The 17,807-nt window shown below is 38.5% G+C and carries 15 protein-coding genes and 1 other RNA gene; 12 read left to right on the top strand and 4 right to left on the bottom strand.

The window, feature by feature from the left end; translation table 11 throughout:
* The first annotated feature begins 6 nt into the window (after positions 1–6).
* The 6 genes from ACSSV9_RS02045 to ACSSV9_RS02020 all read left to right on the top strand — a co-directional run bounded on the left by ACSSV9_RS02045 (position 7) and on the right by ACSSV9_RS02020 (position 10,097).
* Positions 7–738, top strand: coding sequence for a hypothetical protein (locus ACSSV9_RS02045; RefSeq protein ID WP_437345546.1), 732 nt, complete (start codon positions 7–9; stop codon positions 736–738).
* 554 nt (positions 739–1,292) lie between these two features.
* Entirely contained in the window at positions 1,293–2,255 is a 963-nt protein-coding gene (locus tag ACSSV9_RS02040; RefSeq protein ID WP_437345545.1) for an ROK family protein, read from the top strand.
* Positions 2,256–2,393: 138 nt separating this feature from the next.
* Complete coding sequence (locus ACSSV9_RS02035) at positions 2,394–4,604, top strand: glycoside hydrolase family 3 N-terminal domain-containing protein (RefSeq protein WP_437345544.1); 2,211 nt, start codon at positions 2,394–2,396, stop codon at positions 4,602–4,604.
* Positions 4,605–4,618: 14 nt separating this feature from the next.
* A complete protein-coding gene (locus ACSSV9_RS02030) occupies positions 4,619–5,644 on the top strand; it encodes a glycoside hydrolase family 5 protein (protein WP_437345543.1) in 1,026 nt (341 codons plus the stop codon).
* 11 nt (positions 5,645–5,655) lie between these two features.
* Positions 5,656–8,598, top strand: a complete 2,943-nt coding sequence (locus ACSSV9_RS02025) for a carbohydrate binding domain-containing protein (RefSeq protein ID WP_437345542.1) — start codon at positions 5,656–5,658, stop codon at positions 8,596–8,598.
* Between the two features lie 275 nt (positions 8,599–8,873).
* Positions 8,874–10,097, top strand: coding sequence for a radical SAM protein (locus ACSSV9_RS02020; protein ID WP_437345541.1), 1,224 nt, complete (start codon positions 8,874–8,876; stop codon positions 10,095–10,097).
* Here the strand turns inward: ACSSV9_RS02020 and ACSSV9_RS02015 are convergent.
* Positions 10,075–10,794, bottom strand: a complete 720-nt coding sequence (locus ACSSV9_RS02015) for a hypothetical protein (protein ID WP_437345540.1) — start codon at positions 10,792–10,794, stop codon at positions 10,075–10,077. The genes ACSSV9_RS02020 and ACSSV9_RS02015 overlap by 23 nt on opposite strands.
* Before the next feature lie 243 nt (positions 10,795–11,037).
* Between ACSSV9_RS02015 and ACSSV9_RS02010 the strand changes: the two genes are divergently transcribed.
* From ACSSV9_RS02010 to ruvA, 6 genes are all read left to right on the top strand, one after another.
* Positions 11,038–12,177: an AI-2E family transporter gene (locus ACSSV9_RS02010; RefSeq protein WP_437345539.1), complete on the top strand. Its 1,140-nt coding sequence runs from the start codon at positions 11,038–11,040 to the stop codon at positions 12,175–12,177.
* 142 nt (positions 12,178–12,319) lie between these two features.
* An RNA gene (gene rnpB, locus ACSSV9_RS02005) (RNase P RNA component class A) lies at positions 12,320–12,733 on the top strand.
* Between the two features lie 20 nt (positions 12,734–12,753).
* Complete coding sequence (gene recJ, locus ACSSV9_RS02000; protein WP_437345538.1) at positions 12,754–14,478, top strand: single-stranded-DNA-specific exonuclease RecJ; 1,725 nt, start codon at positions 12,754–12,756, stop codon at positions 14,476–14,478.
* 3 nt (positions 14,479–14,481) lie between these two features.
* Positions 14,482–15,210 carry a YebC/PmpR family DNA-binding transcriptional regulator gene (locus ACSSV9_RS01995; protein WP_437345537.1) on the top strand — a complete coding sequence of 243 codons (729 nt, stop codon included), beginning with the start codon at positions 14,482–14,484 and terminating at the stop codon, positions 15,208–15,210.
* 4 nt (positions 15,211–15,214) lie between these two features.
* The gene (gene ruvC, locus ACSSV9_RS01990; protein WP_437345536.1) at positions 15,215–15,757 is read left to right on the top strand and encodes a crossover junction endodeoxyribonuclease RuvC; all 543 of its coding nucleotides are present in this window, start codon (positions 15,215–15,217) and stop codon (positions 15,755–15,757) included.
* Complete coding sequence (ruvA, locus tag ACSSV9_RS01985) at positions 15,754–16,335, top strand: Holliday junction branch migration protein RuvA (protein WP_437345535.1); 582 nt, start codon at positions 15,754–15,756, stop codon at positions 16,333–16,335. Before ruvC ends, ruvA begins: the two co-directional genes overlap by 4 nt.
* 8 nt (positions 16,336–16,343) lie before the next feature.
* On the opposite strand, the gene ACSSV9_RS01980 is transcribed toward ruvA, so the two are convergent.
* Genes ACSSV9_RS01980 through ACSSV9_RS01970 form a run of 3 tightly spaced genes read right to left on the bottom strand, consistent with a single transcriptional unit; the run spans position 16,344 to position 17,798 of the window.
* A complete protein-coding gene (locus ACSSV9_RS01980; RefSeq protein WP_437345534.1) occupies positions 16,344–16,595 on the bottom strand; it encodes a zf-HC2 domain-containing protein in 252 nt (83 codons plus the stop codon).
* Positions 16,582–17,151, bottom strand: coding sequence for an RNA polymerase sigma factor (locus ACSSV9_RS01975; protein ID WP_437345533.1), 570 nt, complete (start codon positions 17,149–17,151; stop codon positions 16,582–16,584). Before ACSSV9_RS01975 ends, ACSSV9_RS01980 begins: the two co-directional genes overlap by 14 nt.
* Before the next feature lie 14 nt (positions 17,152–17,165).
* Entirely contained in the window at positions 17,166–17,798 is a 633-nt protein-coding gene (locus ACSSV9_RS01970; RefSeq protein ID WP_437345532.1) for a DNA-3-methyladenine glycosylase family protein, read from the bottom strand.
* Positions 17,799–17,807: the final 9 nt, after the last annotated feature.

Here is a 17,807-nt window from a genome sequence, read left to right as displayed (position 1 = left end):
TTAATTATGAAAAATATAAGATGGTGTGTAATATTTTTACCTCTTATTATTTTTGCGTGCTCATCTGCAACTCTTCTCGAAAAGAGCGAAGTAACAAATGTTGTAATTGATGCTAATCCTTCCGAATGGAACGGTAAGTTTTTTAATTTCGACGAAAAAAATATCGGAGTCGCTTATACAAACGACAAGGACAATCTATATCTTTGTTTCATTTTCAAGGAATTCAGAAGTTTTTTGCCCGTATTAAGAGGAGGACTTACATTGTGGATTGAATCCGATAATCATAAAATCGGTCTTAAGTTTCCGATGGTCTATCGAGAAAGAATACGCGAGGATTTTAACAGAGAAATGTTGATGGACAGAGATGAAATGAGAAAAATGTTCGAAGAGCGATTACACAAATTTTTGGAGAATCAAAAAGAGATTGAAATTGTAAACGAAGAAAATTATCCTCTGACATTAATTAATAAATCCGAGAATAAATATGGAATTAAGGCGGAAATAAATCAGCTTAAATCAGAATTTGTTTACGAACTTAAACTTCCGGTTGATACTGGATTGATTAAAACTGATAAGGATAAGGTAATTTTAATGAAACTCGAAACTGAAGAACCTACTAAAATGCCCGCCGATTTTGAAGGAGGTATGAGGGGAAATCGTATCGGAAGCCGTTTACCAAGGTTCGCCAGTATGATTGAACCTATTGAACTTGAATTCTCTCTGAAATTAATTCAGTGACTTTGTAATTATGATTAATTTTCTCGATGCTTTCCCGATTAACATCGGGCACAGATTGCAGTACTGGTTGCGCAAGTTTGTTTTATATTCTATGTTCGATTACTCAGCCATTATTTAAGATATATGCTTAACTAAAATTTTTTCAAATGAACGTTTTTCAAAAAGCTAAACGATATATATAATTCTGGATCAGTAATAATAAATGGACCGCCAGATTTAGGAAATTATAAAAAATCCTAATTTGAAAAAGTTAGTCATCATTTCATTTAACGCAAGAAGATCAGATTATTACAATGTAGCAGTAATTATTCATCTATTTTAATCTCACTCCAATTCAAAAGCCTTTCTTTCGGCTGTCCTCGAATAGCAGAACTTATCGTGCAATCCTTAGGTCTGCTAATAAATTTATTAAATTAATAATCGTTTATATTATTTTAATAACCTGTCATCCATTTTTAACTAAAAAATGATGTTTTCTATATCTTGCTTAAGGCATAAAATTTGTATTATAAATTAGTTTATCATTTTTTTCGGAGAACAGGAGAAATATTAAAATGAACAAAATTCAGTTGGTTATGGGAATCGATGTTGGGGGAACAAATACAGCATTTGGATTTGTCGATCGAAAAGGAAAGTTAATTTATGACGCTTCACTTCCCACTAAAGCAGATTTAGATGCGCGGCAATTGTTTGAAAGGATATTTAAGGCTGCCGATAAGTCATTTAAGAAATTTGAAAAAAACTATGAGCTCGTTGGTATCGGGATTGGTGCTCCGAATGCAAATTATTACAAAGGGACAGTGGAAATGCCGCCCAATTTAAATTGGGGTAATGTAAATGTTGTAAAATTGATTAAAGAGTTCTCAGATTTACCGGTGGTTATTACAAATGACGCAAATGCAGCTGCTCTTGGCGAAATGATCTTCGGTGCGGCTAAAGGAATGAAAAATTTTGTCGTCATTACACTTGGCACTGGACTCGGAAGCGGAATAGTCGTCGATGGAAAATTAGTTTATGGCAACGACGGCTTTGCAGGTGAACTCGGACATACTACTTACGACCCGAATGGCAGATTGTGCGGATGTGGCAGACTTGGATGCCTCGAAACCTATGCTTCGGCAACGGGCATAAAAAGGACACTTCTGGAATTAATGGCTAAATATCCATATCCCAGCACATTGAGAAAATTAAATTGTGAAAAGTTATCGGCAAAAGATATCTATAATGCCGCTCTAAAAGGAGATAAACTGGCTCTTGAAGCTTTTGATTTTACAGCAAAAGTACTCGGTTTTAAACTTGTAGACACTGTCGTTCATTTAAGTCCCGAAGCTATCATACTCTACGGAGGCCTGGCTCTTGCCGGTGATTTGCTAATTAAGCCGACGAAAAAGTATATGGAAAAACATATGCTCAATATCTTCAAGAATAAGGTTAAAATTATACCTTCAGCACTACCCGGAAAAGGAGCCGGAATTATGGGAGCCGCAGCTTTAATATGGAACGAAATGGAAAAATAAGAAATGATATCTTAGGGATATCCTTTATATTCAAAACTTCATAAAATTGTGTGCAGAAAAGTAAACTATCTTGAGCATTATTTTTTTGTTTTATTTGTAAGGTCTTAATTATCTCAGAAAATCTATAGGATAACAGTCATGAAAAAATATTTTCTTTTATTTTTTATAGGGTCACTTCTATACGCACAAAGTAAAACTCTCGAACAAAAAGTCGATTCGGTGCTTGCATTGATGACGCTCGATGAAAAGGTTGGTCAATTAGTTCAATACAGTGCGGGATGGGACACAGGCACAGAAACAAGGAAACCGAAAGAGGGACACGAAGAACTGGTAAGACAGGGAAAAATTGGTTCGTTTTTGAATATAGTAGGTGCTGAACAAACCAGGCAACTTCAAAAAATAGCTGTAGAAGAAAGTAGACTGAAAATTCCTTTAATTTTTGGCCTTGATGTTATACACGGTTATAAAACCACTTTTCCGATACCGCTTGCCGAGGCATGTAGCTGGAATCCTGAATTAGTCGAGTTTTCGGCACGTATGCAGGCAATTGAAACTTCGGCTGCAGGCGTTCACTGGACATTCAGTCCAATGGTCGATATAGCCAGAGATCCGAGATGGGGAAGAATTATGGAAGGGAGCGGTGAAGACCCGTATCTCGGTTCAGTAATGGCTGCCGCACGTGTTAAAGGATATCAAGGGAAAAATTTAAATGATGAAAATACTATACTCGCTTGCGCCAAGCATTTCGCTGCATACGGAGCTGTTGAAGGAGGAAAAGACTATAATACTGTGGACATTTCAGAGCGTACATTGAGAGAAATTTATCTTCCACCTTTCAAAGCTGCAGTCGATGCAGGCGTCGGTTCTTTGATGTCAGCATTCAATGAAATTGGCGGCGTTCCATCTTCTGCAAACAAATTATTGTTGACTCAAATACTGAGGAACGAATGGCAGTCGGATGCATTTGTATTAACCGATTGGAATACAATTGGTGAATTTCTTATTCATGGAATTGCTAACGATTTGAAAGAAGCAACAAAAATTGCAATTGAAGCTTCGATCGATATGGATATGGAAAGTAACGGATACCACAATTATCTTGCCGAACTTGTGAAAGAGGGGAAAGTCGATATTAAATATATTGATGATGCTGTAAGAAGGATCCTGAAAGCTAAGTTCAAACTTGGTTTGTTTGACGATCCATACAAATATTGCAATTCCGAACGCGAAGCCAGAGTTACACTGAGCGAAGACTTACGAAGGGCGTCAAAGCAAGTGGCACTTGAGTCGGTTGTATTACTCAAGAACGAGAACAATTTGCTTCCTTTGAATAAGAATATCAAATCGATAGCATTAATTGGCGAATTAGCAGCCTCAAAAGACGACCCGCTTGGACCTTGGGCACAGCAAGGAACTCCAGAAACTGTCGTATCGATTCTCGAAGGATTAAAAAATAAAGTCGGCGACAGAATTAAAATAAATTATGCAGAAGGATGCAAAGTACGCAGTAACGATAAATCTGGATTTAAAGAAGCTATCGATGCCGTTAATCGATCTGATGTGGCAATAGTTGTAATTGGAGAAACACGCGACATGAGCGGTGAAGCACATTCGAAAGCCATGCTCGATTTACCCGGCGTTCAGGAAGAATTGATTAAAGAAATTAAAAAGACCGGTAAGCCTGTGGTAGCAATTTTAATGAACGGCAGACCTTTGACAATTAACTGGATATCTGAAAATATTCCTGCGATTATTGAATCGTGGTATCTCGGTTGCGAACATGGCAGCGTCATTGCTGATATACTTTTTGGCGATTATGTTCCGTGTGGAAAACTCACAGTCACGTTCCCGAAAGGAGTTGGTCAAATTCCACTCTACTACAACCATAAAAACACTGGCCGCCCATACAATCCCGAAAATCCACGCTTTACTTCATATTATATCGACTTCAGTTTAGAACCTCTTTACCCATTCGGTTATGGCCTCAGTTATACCACTTTCGAGTATTCTAATTTAAAATTGAAAACCGACAAAGTTAAAAGTGACGATTCTGTTAAGTTCAGTGTCGATGTAACTAACACTGGCAAATATGAAGCAAAGGAAATTGTTCAGGTTTATATAAGGGACTTAGTTGCAAGTGTTACACGTCCTGTGAAAGAATTGAAAGATTTCAAGAAAATTAGTTTGAAGCCAGGAGAAACAAAAACTGTTGAATTCGAACTGCCCGTTGACCGCTTGAAATTTTTTGATGTAAATATGAATTATCTGCTTGAGCCAGGTAAATTCAAACTTATGGTAGGGCCTAATTCGAAAGACCTGCTGGAAACAGAATTTGAACTGATTAATTAAAATTAAGAGGGATAATGTCCATTAAAAATATTATTCTTATAATAATTACTTCATTTTCCTTACTCAATTGTGGAGATGAAAATTCGGCGGTTACTAATCCTGAAGAAAATTTCACTCCCAAAACAATTGTTGAATTAATTGGACCTTTGAAAGTAGACGGAAATAAAATTGTCGGCAAAGCTGATACAACGGTTGTACTGAGAGGTATGAGTTTGTTCTGGAGTCAATGGGGTGGGAAATATTATAATGAAGAATGTATTAAATGGCTGCGAGATGACTGGAAGTGTACTGTTGTAAGAGCTTCAATTGGAATCGAAAGTGGTGGATATCTTTCCAATCCCGAAACTGAAATGCAGAAGGCTGAAACAATTATAAATGCGGCTATTAATCTCGGTATTTATGTAATTGTCGACTGGCACGACCATCACGCCGAAAACCACCTCAAAGAAGCTAAAGAGTTCTTCAAATTGCTTGCACAGAAGTATGGTGACAGGCCTAACCTAATATATGAAATTTATAACGAACCGATGCAAGTTTCGTGGAGCAAAACAATTAAGCCGTATGCAGTTGAAGTTATAAAAACAATTAGAGAATACGACCCTGATAATTTAATTGTAGTGGGAAATTCCACGTGGTCGCAGGATGTGGATATTGCCGCAAAAGATCCGATTGATGATATCAACGTTGCCTATTCACTCCATTTTTATTCCAGCACTCACAAACAACCTAACAGAACGAAAGCTTCAAGCGCACTTGCAAAGGGGGTCGCTTTGTTTGTAACTGAATACGGACTGAGCGAGGCAAGTGGCGACGGAAATATCGACATGAACGAAGCAAATCTCTGGTTCGACTTTATGGAAAAAAATAAATTGAGTAATTGTAATTGGTCGATAATGGATAAGAATGAGAGCTCGGCTGCGTTAGTACCTGGAGCTGCAGCTACGGGTGGATGGAGTGAATCGAATCTCACATTGTCCGGTAAAACTATCAGAAATTACATCCGTACAAAAAATTCTTACTTATTTGAATTAATTAAGTAAACAGAGCATTTATGAAATTATTAAAGCAATTACTTGTTGTTTTATTACTTCCTTTAACATCTCTCATTGCACAGAACTTCACTGGTGGATTTAATTTTTATCTTCCCTCAGAAGATACAGTGTCAGTAAATTTTCTACCAAAATTTCCAGTGAAAGAAATAAAGGATTTTATCACAATAGACGACGAAGGCCATTTTAGTCTTAACGGAGAACGAGTACGATTCTGGGGTACAAATTTAGGAGCCGACGCTGCATTCCCTCCTCAGGATAAATGTGAATTACTTGCCGGCAGAATGCGCAAATTTGGCATTAATCTCGTTCGACTTCATCACTTAGACAATCCATGGTCTGAGCGCAGTCTGTTGGGTAAAACTTCGACGCGAGAACTTAATTCGCATTATCTCGATATTCTCGAAAATCTGATTGACAAATTGAAACGCAACGGAATTTATATTAATATGAACCTCCATGTGTCGCGTACATTCAGAATTAACGACAATGTGCCGTCATACGATTCGTTACCAGAATTTGGAAAGGGAGTAAATTTTTTCGACCCATACATTAAAAGTCTGCATAAAGAATATGCACACCAGCTACTTACGCATGTAAATCCTTATACTGGTCTACCTTTGAAGGACGACCCCGTAATGGCAATGCTCGAAATTACTAACGAAAATTCTCTCTATCGATTCTGGCGCGAGGACAATCTCAAACCAATTTCCGAGGGCGGGGAATTGCCTTATAGATATTCGAAAATGCTCGACAGTTTGTGGATCGACTTTCTTCGAGAAAAATATAAAAACGACGAAGCATTAAAAAATGCCTGGAACAGTAACACAAAAGAAACAGGTATCGACGAACAAATTGATGATGGAAGTTTCGAATCCGGTTCGAAAGGAAGGTGGCAGCTGGAGCAACATTCAGGAGCATCTGCATTTTTTTCAATCGATTCGAACGTATCGTTCAATGGCAGTAAAAGTGCCAAGGTGGAAGTAACAAAATCGTCCGATCAGAACTGGCATATTCAATTTAAATTTCCTTACGCGACTATTAAAAAAGATTCTACGTATACAATCAACTTTGCTGCTATGTCAAGTTCGCCGACACAAATAAGTGTAAGTGTAATGAACGATAGTTCCCCATATACCTATTATTCGGGTATAACTCTTAATTTGAATTCAGATTGGCAGGAGTTTTCCTTCAGCTTCAGGGCGCCGGAGGATAATAATGGACATACACGCCTTTCATTCAATTTAGGTCTGGAAATCAATACCTACTGGTTCGACAATATCAGATTTAGATCTGCCGGGCTTGAAGGATTGCGCGAGGGAGAATCACTTGCTTCAGGAAATGTAAGAAGGATCGACTATAGTAAAGCAGTTCAATTTTCTTCACAACGTATTAAAGATATGTCGGAATTTTATATCTCTCTGGAACGTCAATATTTTAAAGAAATGATAGCATATCTAAAAGATACATTAGGCGTTAAAGTTCCGATTTTAACTACTAACTGGAATACAGGTACGGCAGATTTAGCCGCAATGTCCGATGGTAATTATGTCGATAATCATGCCTACTGGGATCATCCACAATTTCCCAACGAGCCCTGGTCGTCGACCGACTGGTTGATAAATAATACACCAATGGTAAAAGATATTAACGGCGGGATAATTCCTGCATTGTTTGCGGGAGTGCCAATCAAAGGGAAACCTTTTACAGTAAGCGAATACAACCACGCTTTTCCAAATCGATACCAGGTCGAATCGGTTCTCTTTTCTACCGGCTATGCATCATTCAATGACGCAGATGGATTTATGTATTTTGCATACGACGAGGCTTACGACTGGGGTATCGATAGAATTAACAATTTTTTTGCCATCAACCGTAATTCGGTTTTAATGTCGTTCTTTCCAACGATTGCTCATGTATTCAGGAATGAACTAGTTAAACCGTCTTCAAATCCGATATATCTTTCTTACACTGCCGACACTATTTATAGTATGCCATCCAAAGACGCTGCAGGGTGGACTGGCCCTACTTATTTCGATAGAAAGCTTGCATTGAAACATTCGATCAAAACAGAAACATATTTTGGCGACCATACAACAGATTTTGAAACACTTGAGCAATCTCCTTCAAATCCATACAAAACTGATACGGGCGAAATTGAGTGGGATGCTAATAAAGGAATATTCGTCATTCTAACTGAAAGATTCATCGGTCTGGGTGGCTATCTTTCTCAATTAAAGAACGTTGAAGGAAGTGCTATAAAAGTGAAACAATCAGGGTCGGGAAATGATTTCGGTGTTATTACCTGGCTATCGTTAAACGATGACTCGCTTCTACATTCGAGAAAATCGCTTATTACCATTGCATCAAAAATACAAAACAGCGGCATGGTCTGGTATAACAATAACACCACTTTGAAAAACAACTGGGGTAATAGTACGACCGAAATTCAACCACTCGATATTTATTTAGAATTAACACTTCATGCCGATTCAATAAAAATAATTCCGCTTAATAACAAAGGGGAGGAAGACCACTCGAAAGCTTTCATTGTGAAGCCAAATTCGTCGAATTGTTTTATCGTTAACCTTAATCAATCGACGTACAAAACTCTCTGGTACGGAGTGGAAGCTTACGGCGAAGGTGTCCCTACTTCTATAGAAGAGGGAGTTTTTAAATCATACGGTTACAAATTGATGCAAAATTATCCAAATCCTTTTAATCCTTCCACTCAAATTGAATACACAGTTGGACGAGAAAGTTTTGTGTCGCTGAAAGTTTATGACGTGCTCGGCAGGGAAGTAAAAACTCTGGCACATCGACATCATAAACCAGGAGATTATTCTGTTTTTTTCGACGCCGCCGATCTCTCTGCGGGTATTTATTTCTACCGACTTATTTCGGATAATACGGAATTAACGAGGGCAATGCTGTTGGTGAAATAAATTATTTTATTGTTAACAGGCATTTAGCCACCTTGATTCGAATAGAAATATATTATATGTTTGATATGGGTAAGGAAGTCTAAAAATTTAAAACGGGCTGTTAAATTCAGTAATTTTTTTATTAAAACTGCAATTGGAATTCAATTCTTAAAGAGGAAAGCTTCAGTAAGCAAATTGTAATTTGTTTGTTTTATCAATTGCAAACTTAATACACTTGACATCACTATTATCCTGATTCCGTTTAAGTTTTCTAAATAAAAAATGCGAGGGTCAAAATGAACGGTCAGGTAGTTAATCACAGGGAATTATACCGACTTCCATGGAATCTGGCAGACAATGCAATTTCGTGGCTCGAACCGACGGCAATGTGTAATCTTGCATGCGACGGTTGCTACCGTGCAAATGAAAAAAATTCTCATAAACCATTCGACGAAATCAAACATGAACTTGACGTATTTCAATCGAAAAGAAATTCGGACTGTATTTCGATTGCTGGAGGCGATCCACTGCTACATCCTCAAATTGTAGAAATAGTTGCCGAAATTAAGAGGCGAGGTTTTAAACCCATACTCAACACAAACGGAGTGGCGCTCAATAAAACATTATTGAAGGATTTGAAAAAAGCTGGAGTTTTTGGATTTACTTTTCACGTGGATAGTAAACAAGGCAGAGGAGGCAAATGGAAGGGCAAAAATGAAATCGAGCTAAATGAATTGAGATATGAATATGCTCGTATGCTTGCTAATGAAGGAGGCATTGCCTGTTCGTTCAATTCGACAGTTTATGAAGATACTCTCCATTATTTACCCCAATTGATTAAATGGGCAGAGGAAAATATCGATATAGTTCATACGATGGTTTTCATCGCATTCCGTCATGTGGTGCCTAATTTACCGTTTGATTGGTATGCAGGTGGACAAAAAATCGACTGGAAGACAATTGCATATCATTCTGATAACGTAAGAAAAATTGATATCCTTTCGACTGATATGGTGGCCGAGGCGCGTAAAATTTACCCGGATTTCAAGCCTGCTGCTTTTCTCAATGGCACGGAAAAAGTTGATTCTTTCAAATGGCTATTGACAGAGCGCTTTGGTTCGAAAGGAAAAATTTACGGTTATGGCGGTGCTAAGTTTATCGAAATGATTATGACTTTCCATCATCTGTTGAAAGGGAAATATCTTTCGTATGCATCTCCAACTCTGGCATCGATGGGGCGCTCTACCATGCTGCTCAGCTTCCTGTTCGACAAAGGGGTTCGAAAGGCATTTGCAAATTATCTTAAAAATCCGTTAAATGTTTTCAGAAAAGTTCACATGCAGACAATCCTTTTTATCCAGCCCGTGGATTTTATGCAGGATGGACGCCAGAGTATGTGCGACGGCTGCCCGGATATTACAGTATGGAACGGCGACCTGGTCTGGTCGTGCCGCCTTGAAGAACAAAAGCAGTTCGGAATTTTCCTCCGATCTGTACCTAAGCGGCCAGAAAACGAATAAACTTCCGTTTAGCAACGGGCAGTACTGTTTCGTTGAAGGGGAAATCCACGTCCGTGTCAATGTTGTATGTTGCCGGATTTGGCAAATCGGGATATTTCTTAATTAATTCCAGTTTTATTGCCTCCGGCGGTACAACTGCAGTCTCTTCTTTGAACACTTCAACGAAATTTGTTTTTAGCGACTGGAACGGAACGCTGGAATTGACAACTTTTGTCACCGAAAATTTATAGATGTAGAGCATTCGTTCCAGATTGTCTCTTACAAAAAAATAACCTTCATCCTTATAAATCGGGAGCAAACCGATTTCTTTAATCTCGATATTGCTTTCTACAAAATCGTAAATTGCAACTCCTTCTTCCAGAGTTTCTTTAATCTTCGGCAGAGCCCATTCAATAAATGAAAAGACGCGCGATATCTTTTCCTCGCTCAGTGTCTCTTCGGTGTATTCGTAAATCAATTGTTGATTTTCCAGATCTATCCCCGTTATTTTTTTCGAACGGAGTTTGTTAAATTCTTCTTTGCTATTAATTAACTGACGAAGCTGGTTGCTAACATCAACAATTTCACCGAAGAATGGATAGAGACGATATTTATGAAATTCCTCTTTGTAATTTTTCAGAGCTGCCAGCAATTTATATTCGGCCAATTCTGCATCGTCTGCAGAGGTAATAAAGATGTTTAAGTTCAGCTGTTCCATAGAACCTCCGAGCGTATTAAATTATTTCCTAACTAATTATCGTAAGATATGTTTTTGGGATTAGCGAATTTTCATAAGGGTAACAATTTTTCTCAATATAAACTCATATTTATATATAACGATAATAAATTTATTTTATTTTGTCAGTGTAAAAATTTGTCATAAAATTATTTGTTGTGCGGCCACACATCACTCTTACTTAGAAAAGAATTCATTATATTGTAATAGTTGATAAGGGCAGATATGAAGAAAAAAAACATCGATCCGGCAATTACCTTTTTTATATCGGTAATAGGTCTTGTAATAATTTTTATGGTGTTAAAAGAATTACGACACATCTTTATTCCGTTCGTTATTTCATATTTTCTTTATTTCGTATTTGAACCGATAAACAATTACCTAAAACAAAAGAAAATACCTCTCCCATTTACAATCTTGTTTAATATAATAATTACAATATCGTTATTTGGCGGTGTGGTTCAGATAATTGTAGGGCGGTTTGTAAGTTTTGGAGAAGCTTTGCCCAGATATCAGGAAAAGATAATCCGTTTGTTTCAGGAAGGAATGCATTCCATTGGAATGAACGATATGATGATGCACGAACTTCTTAAAACAATTGAAAATATTGATTACGGTTCAATAGTGGGCGGATTGTTCACGTCAACTCTCGATATTTTTGTGAGTCTTTTTCTGATTCTCTTCTTTTTCATTTTTATCAGCAGCGGTCACGAAAAAATATTCGAAGCAATCAGAATCCGGTATGTCGAAAAGAATGTCCAGACGACTGTGAAAAAACTGAAAAAGGAATTGAAAGAAAAAAGTCTTAAAGAAGGATTGTATGAAAAATCGATTGACGACCAGCTTGCTACTATGACCATACAAAGGGAAATGAAATTGAAGAAAACATTTAAAGATATTACGAATCAAGTACAGAAGTACATCATTACAAAATTTCTTATCAGTTTTACGCTCGGCATTTTAATAGGATTAGTACTATGGCTATATGGAGTTGAATTTTATATCGTGTGGGCTACGCTTTCTTTTTTGCTGAATTTTATTCCTAATATTGGTTCGATAATAGCAGTAATTTTACCTGCATTGATGACTTTGATACAATTTGAATCATTCGGGTACACAATACTTGTAACAGCAACATTAATTCTCGTACAAAACATACTTGGAAACATAGTCGAACCAATGGTTTTTGGCGATCGTTTGGGTTTGAACCCGCTGGTGATATTGATTTCTCTAATGCTCTGGGGCTATATCTGGGGAATAGTAGGGATGTTTTTATCTGTGCCGTTAACAGCCGTCATAAAGATCATCATATCGAATTCAAATTCCAAGAATATGCGTTTTCTTGCCAATTTGATGAGCAATTAGATAGTCGCTCGCAGAAACTTTTACCATAGTTTGATGTTATTATAAGCCCGAATTTTAGTAGTGCGGAGTGGGATTAAATTTATTATATTTGTCTCAATTGAAAAAGTAATGTATAAATAATAAGAGCAGAAGAAGAGCAGATGAATCGTGTTGGGCAGTTGCCCCGATATGTAAGGGGAGGAAAGTCCGAACTCCGCAGAACAAGGTGCCGGGTAACGCCCGGGATTCCGATTAAATCGGAAGACGGATAGTGCCACAGAAAACAGACCGCCCTGACTTTAGTTGGGGTAAGGGTGAAAAGGTGAGGTAAGAGCTCACCGCTTCGGCAGTAATGTCGGAGGTCCCGTTACGGGATCCTGCCATTGGCAGGACAAGGTAAACCCCACCTGGAGCAAGGTCAAGCAGAAGGTCTTCCCTTTTATAAGGGAAAAAGGTTGTTCGCCTTTAGTACCTTCGGGTAGACCGCTGGAACTCGGTAGTAATACCGGGTCAAGATAAATAACTGCCGTCCGCCTCTGGCGGATTACAGAATTCGGCTTACAGACACGATTCATCTGTTCCCTCTTCTGAAATAATATGAAATCTAAACGCTGGAAACTAAAAGATTTACCAGATGAAAAATCAATTCTATCGTTGGCAGACAGTCTCAATATTTCAAAAGCTTTAGCCATCCTCCTGATTCAAAGAGGAATTACCAATTTTTTCGAAGCTAAGACGTATTTCCGTCCATCGCTCGAGGCTCTTCACGATCCCTTTATGATGGATGGCATGCAGCAAGCCACACAAAGGGTTATCGAGGCAATTACAAGCAACCAAAAAATTTGTGTCTATGGCGACTACGATGTCGATGGCACCTGTTCGGCAGCCCTTATGTATCTTTTCCTGAAGGAACTGGGTGCCAATGTGATGACCTACATTCCCAATAGACTTACTGAAGGCTATGGAATATCGAATCAAAGTATCGATTATTTAAACGAGCAGGGCATTAATCTGATTATCTCAGTCGATTGTGGCATTACGGCAGTTGAGGAAATTCAACACGCCAAATCTCATAAAATTGACGTCATTGTTTGCGACCACCATCAACCTAAAGAACAATTGCCCGATGCTTATGCAGTGCTGGACCCCCTGAAACCAACAGATACATATCCCTTCAAAAGTCTTTCTGGTGCAGGTGTGGCTTTTAAACTGGCTACTGCGATCGGCGACAGAATTGGCAAGAAGGAAATGGCCTATAAATATCTCGATCTGGTGGCGCTCGCCAGTGCTGCTGATATTGTCCCACTCGTAGATGAAAATAGAATACTTGTTCGGGAAGGTCTCGAAATAATCAATAAAAATCCAAGGCCAGGCATCGAAGCTCTGATCCGTTCGGCAAGAATGGAGCCTGGAAATTTATCCGCAGGACAAATTGTATTTACAATTGCTCCCAGGATCAATGCGGTTGGTAGACTCGGTGATGCACATCGAGCTGTTGAATTATTTACTACGAACGATCCTCAAAAAGCAATTCAACTGGCAAAAATACTCGAAGAAGAAAATTCAAAAAGAAGAGAAATCGACGAAGCCACATTCAGCCATGCTGTCAGCATTGTTGAAAAAGAGATCGACCTGAATACTAATATGGGGATAGTATTGCACGACCCTGAATGGCATCCAGGTGTAATTGGAATAGTGGCTTCACGGCTTGTCGAAAAATTCTACCGCCCTGCAGTAATGCTTACTACTGTTGATGGTATTGCAAAGGGTTCTGCGCGGAGCATCCCTGGATTCAATATTTACGAGGCACTCCAGAGCTGTGAAGATTTACTACTTCAATTTGGTGGTCACGAAGCGGCCGCAGGACTGGCGGTTGCAATCGATAAACTTGACGAGTTCAAAAAACGCTTTAACGATATTCTCTGCAAGTCGATGAACGAAGAAGATATCTATCCAGAAATTACGATCGATTTAAAACTTTCGTTTTCAGAGATATCGCCTAAATTTTTGCGTATACTCCGACAATTCGCTCCTTTCGGTCCGGGTAATATGCGACCGGTTTTTTTGAGTGATAACGTCAAACTTGTTTACCCTCCCAAAATTGTTGGAATGAATCACCTTGTAACGTCTTTCAAACAAAATGGCAACGACAAGGTCTTCGACGCAATCGGATTCAACCTCGGTTACTATGCAGAACATATTGATAAAGACCGAGATTTAGTAGATATTGTATATACGATTGAAACAATTAATAAAGATGGCAAAGAATATCCACAAATACGCGTAAAGGATTTAAAGATCAAAAATAATATAAAGGAGTAATTTATGTCCGGACATTCAAAATGGGCTACCATTAAAAGGAAAAAAGCCGCATTAGATGCTAAGAGAGGTAAATTATTTACTAAACTGATTAAAGAAATTACGATAGCAGCGCGTCAGGGCGGAGGTGACCCGGAGGGAAATCCGCGACTCAGACTGGCAATCGACAATGCAAAATCAGCTAATATGCCCGCCGAAAATATAGAACGAGCAATTAAAAAAGCCACCGGCGAACTCGAAGGAGCAGCTTACCATGAGGTCGTTTATGAAGGTTACGGTCCAGGCGGCATTGCAATTTTAGTTGAAGCCGCAACTGATAATAAAAACAGAACCGTTGCCGAAGTTCGACATCTCTTTTCGAGAAACGGTGGTAGCCTCGGCGAATCGAATTCCGTCGCATGGATGTTCGAAAGAAAAGGTATTATTACGGTTAAACGCAACAACATGTCTGAAGACGAAATGATGGAAATAATTATCGATGCTGGAGCCGATGATCTACAAACCGAAGAGGAGTTTTTCGAAGTCGTTACAACGCTCGAATCTTTTGAAGCCGTAAGACGCACCTTAGTCGAAAAAGGCTTGCCCGTTGAAAATGCATCATTACAATGGATTGCAAAAAATCAAGTTGAAGTTAAAGGTGAAGAAGCTGAAAAAGTTATGAAGTTGATTGAAGCGCTCGAGGATAACGACGACGTGCAAAACGTTTTTACAAACGCAGATTTTGTTGAAGAATAATAAAATGAGAATATTAGGTGTTGATCCCGGCACCCTTATAACGGGTTTCGGGATCATCGATTTTAAAGACAATGAAATTTCATACATCTCTTCGGGTATTATACGTATTCCTGCGGTAGACAACTTTGCACTGAGACTCAAAAAAATACACGACGATCTAACGGCAGTTATTAAAAAATATAAGCCTGACGAATTTGCACTCGAAACAGCTTTTTACGGCAAAAATGTTCAGTCAGCCCTTAAAATCGGTTATGCCAGAGGTGTATCGTTATTGACTGCAGCACAGAATAATTTGATTGTTCGGGAATATTCGCCGAGAGAAATCAAAAAAGCAATCTGCGGAAAAGGCTCTTCGTCCAAACAACAAATTCAATTTATGATTTCAAAAATCTGCGGCATCAAAACTGATAATTTGAAATTCGACGAAACCGATGCACTGGCTGTTGCTGTGTGCCATGCATTTAAATACAAATCGATTGCTTCAAAATCCAAAAGCCGCAACTGGAAAGAATATATCGAAAAAAATCCAGACAGGGTAATATTATGATTGGATATTTAAGGGGTAAAATTATTTCTATCAAACCGACTAAATTAATTCTTGATGTAAATGGAGTTGGTTACACATTGAATATCTCAATTGCTACATACGAAAAAGTCAACACCAGAGAAGAAGCCGAATTGTATACATATCTTGTCGTTAAAGATGACGCACTCAACTTATACGGTTTTTACGGTGAAGAAGAGAAAGAGATGTTCGAATTACTTATCGGTGTGAGCGGAGTTGGACCAAAAACAGCTCTCGGTATTTTATCCGGTATTAGTGTGGACGAGATGAAAAGAGCAATTCTAACAGGTGATGTTTCGAGGATTGTATCTGCACCGGGAATTGGAAGAAAAACTGCTGAAAGATTAATTTTAGAATTGAAAGACAAAATAAAATCTGCTGGTGAAATCGAGCAAGCTGTCGATTTGCAACAAATTGCTGGTGATGCGATTGCGGCATTGGTTAACCTGGGCTACAATCAAAAAACAGCTGAAAAATCTGTAAAGGCTGCTCTGGATAAAAATCCTTCGATGGCACTCGAAGATTTGATTAAAGAAGCACTGAGCGGTATTATGAGGTAAATTTACTTTTATTTTTCCTCGATGCAGTCGCTTAATCCAAGAAAGTCGATCAGTCGATTGTGAGCATCTTTGGGTAAGTCCACGTTATATTTTTTGTAAAACTGAATTGTCAACTCGATATTCTGGAAATAGTGCTGGCAGTTCTCGCAATTTTCCAGATGAGTTTTGATCTCGATACAACGCGGAGAATCTAAATCTTCACCGAGATTATCACAAATGTGATACATCACTTCTTTGCACGATATTTTATTTGAGTTCATGTGCAAATCTCTCGTTTAATTCATTCCTTAAAAAAGCGCGTGCACGATGGAGTCTCGATTTGACAGCAGGCACTGTTAAATCGAGCAGCTTGGCTGTTTCTTCAGTCGAAAGGCCTTCGACGTCCCTGAGCATAAAAACCACTCTGTATTCGGGCGCAAGTTTTTGAATCGACTCGTCAAGGATCATTTTCAGCTCGTTGTTCTCGGTAATCCTGTCGGGTGTCACCTTCCATTCGGCAATTTCTTTTTCGTCGATGTATGACTCGTCATCGTCGAATGATGAAAATCCATACCTGTTTTCAGAACGAGCCAGCATCAAGCAGTGATTTGCAACAACTCGGTAGAGCCATGTGGATAGCTTCGACTGTCCCGAGAACTGGTTCAAGTTCTTAACCATACTTAAAAATGTTTCTTGCATTGTGTGCTCGGCTCTTTCTCGATTTCGGCACAGCTTGAACGAAAAATTATAGACTGTCTGCTCATACATTTTGACCAGTTCTGCCAGAGCTTTTCTGTCGCCTTTTTGAGCCGCCTCGATTAATTGTTGTTCATTCATCTGGTATGATGCCGTTACCTTAAAATAGTTTCAAAATTAGTGTCGAGACTTTTCCACAGATAAAGTGAAGCTATAGTGGAAAAGGGCGACCATCCATTATTTTTTGCTAATCTGACTATTTCTTCGCCAGAAGGTAAATTTTTAAAGCCGTAATTTAACATTATAGCCTTTCTAATGCCAAGATCATCGACTGGCAAGACATCCGGTCTTCCGAGTGTGAAAATTAAGAACATCTGTGCAGTCCAAACACCAATGCCTTTGACTTTTGTAAGTTCGACAATAATTTCTTCGTCGGATTTGTTCAACAATTTTTGAAGTCTGACTTCACCGTTTTTTACCTTTAAGGCCAGATCCTTAACGTATTTCACTTTTGCATTCGAAAGACCGAGGGAACGGAGTGTTTCGTCTTTTGTGAAAAGAATTAAATCTGGTGTGGGGGAATTGTCAAAATATGACAAGAATTTCCTGTTTATTGAATCTGCAGCTTTAATCGATAATTGTTGGCCAATTATTGCTCTTAAGAGAGCAATAAAGTATTTTTTGTGTGTCGGTAAATTGCAAATACCATTGTTTTTTATTAACGTTGATAGCACCTTGTCGTTTCTGCTGAGATGCAAAAGTGCTCTTTCAATTTCAAATTTTTTCATAACATCAAA

Source organism: Melioribacter sulfuriphilus (genome assembly GCF_051488685.1).
Lineage (GTDB): Bacteria > Bacteroidota > Ignavibacteria > Ignavibacteriales > Melioribacteraceae > Melioribacter.
This window is presented reverse-complemented; position numbering and strand designations above follow the sequence as displayed.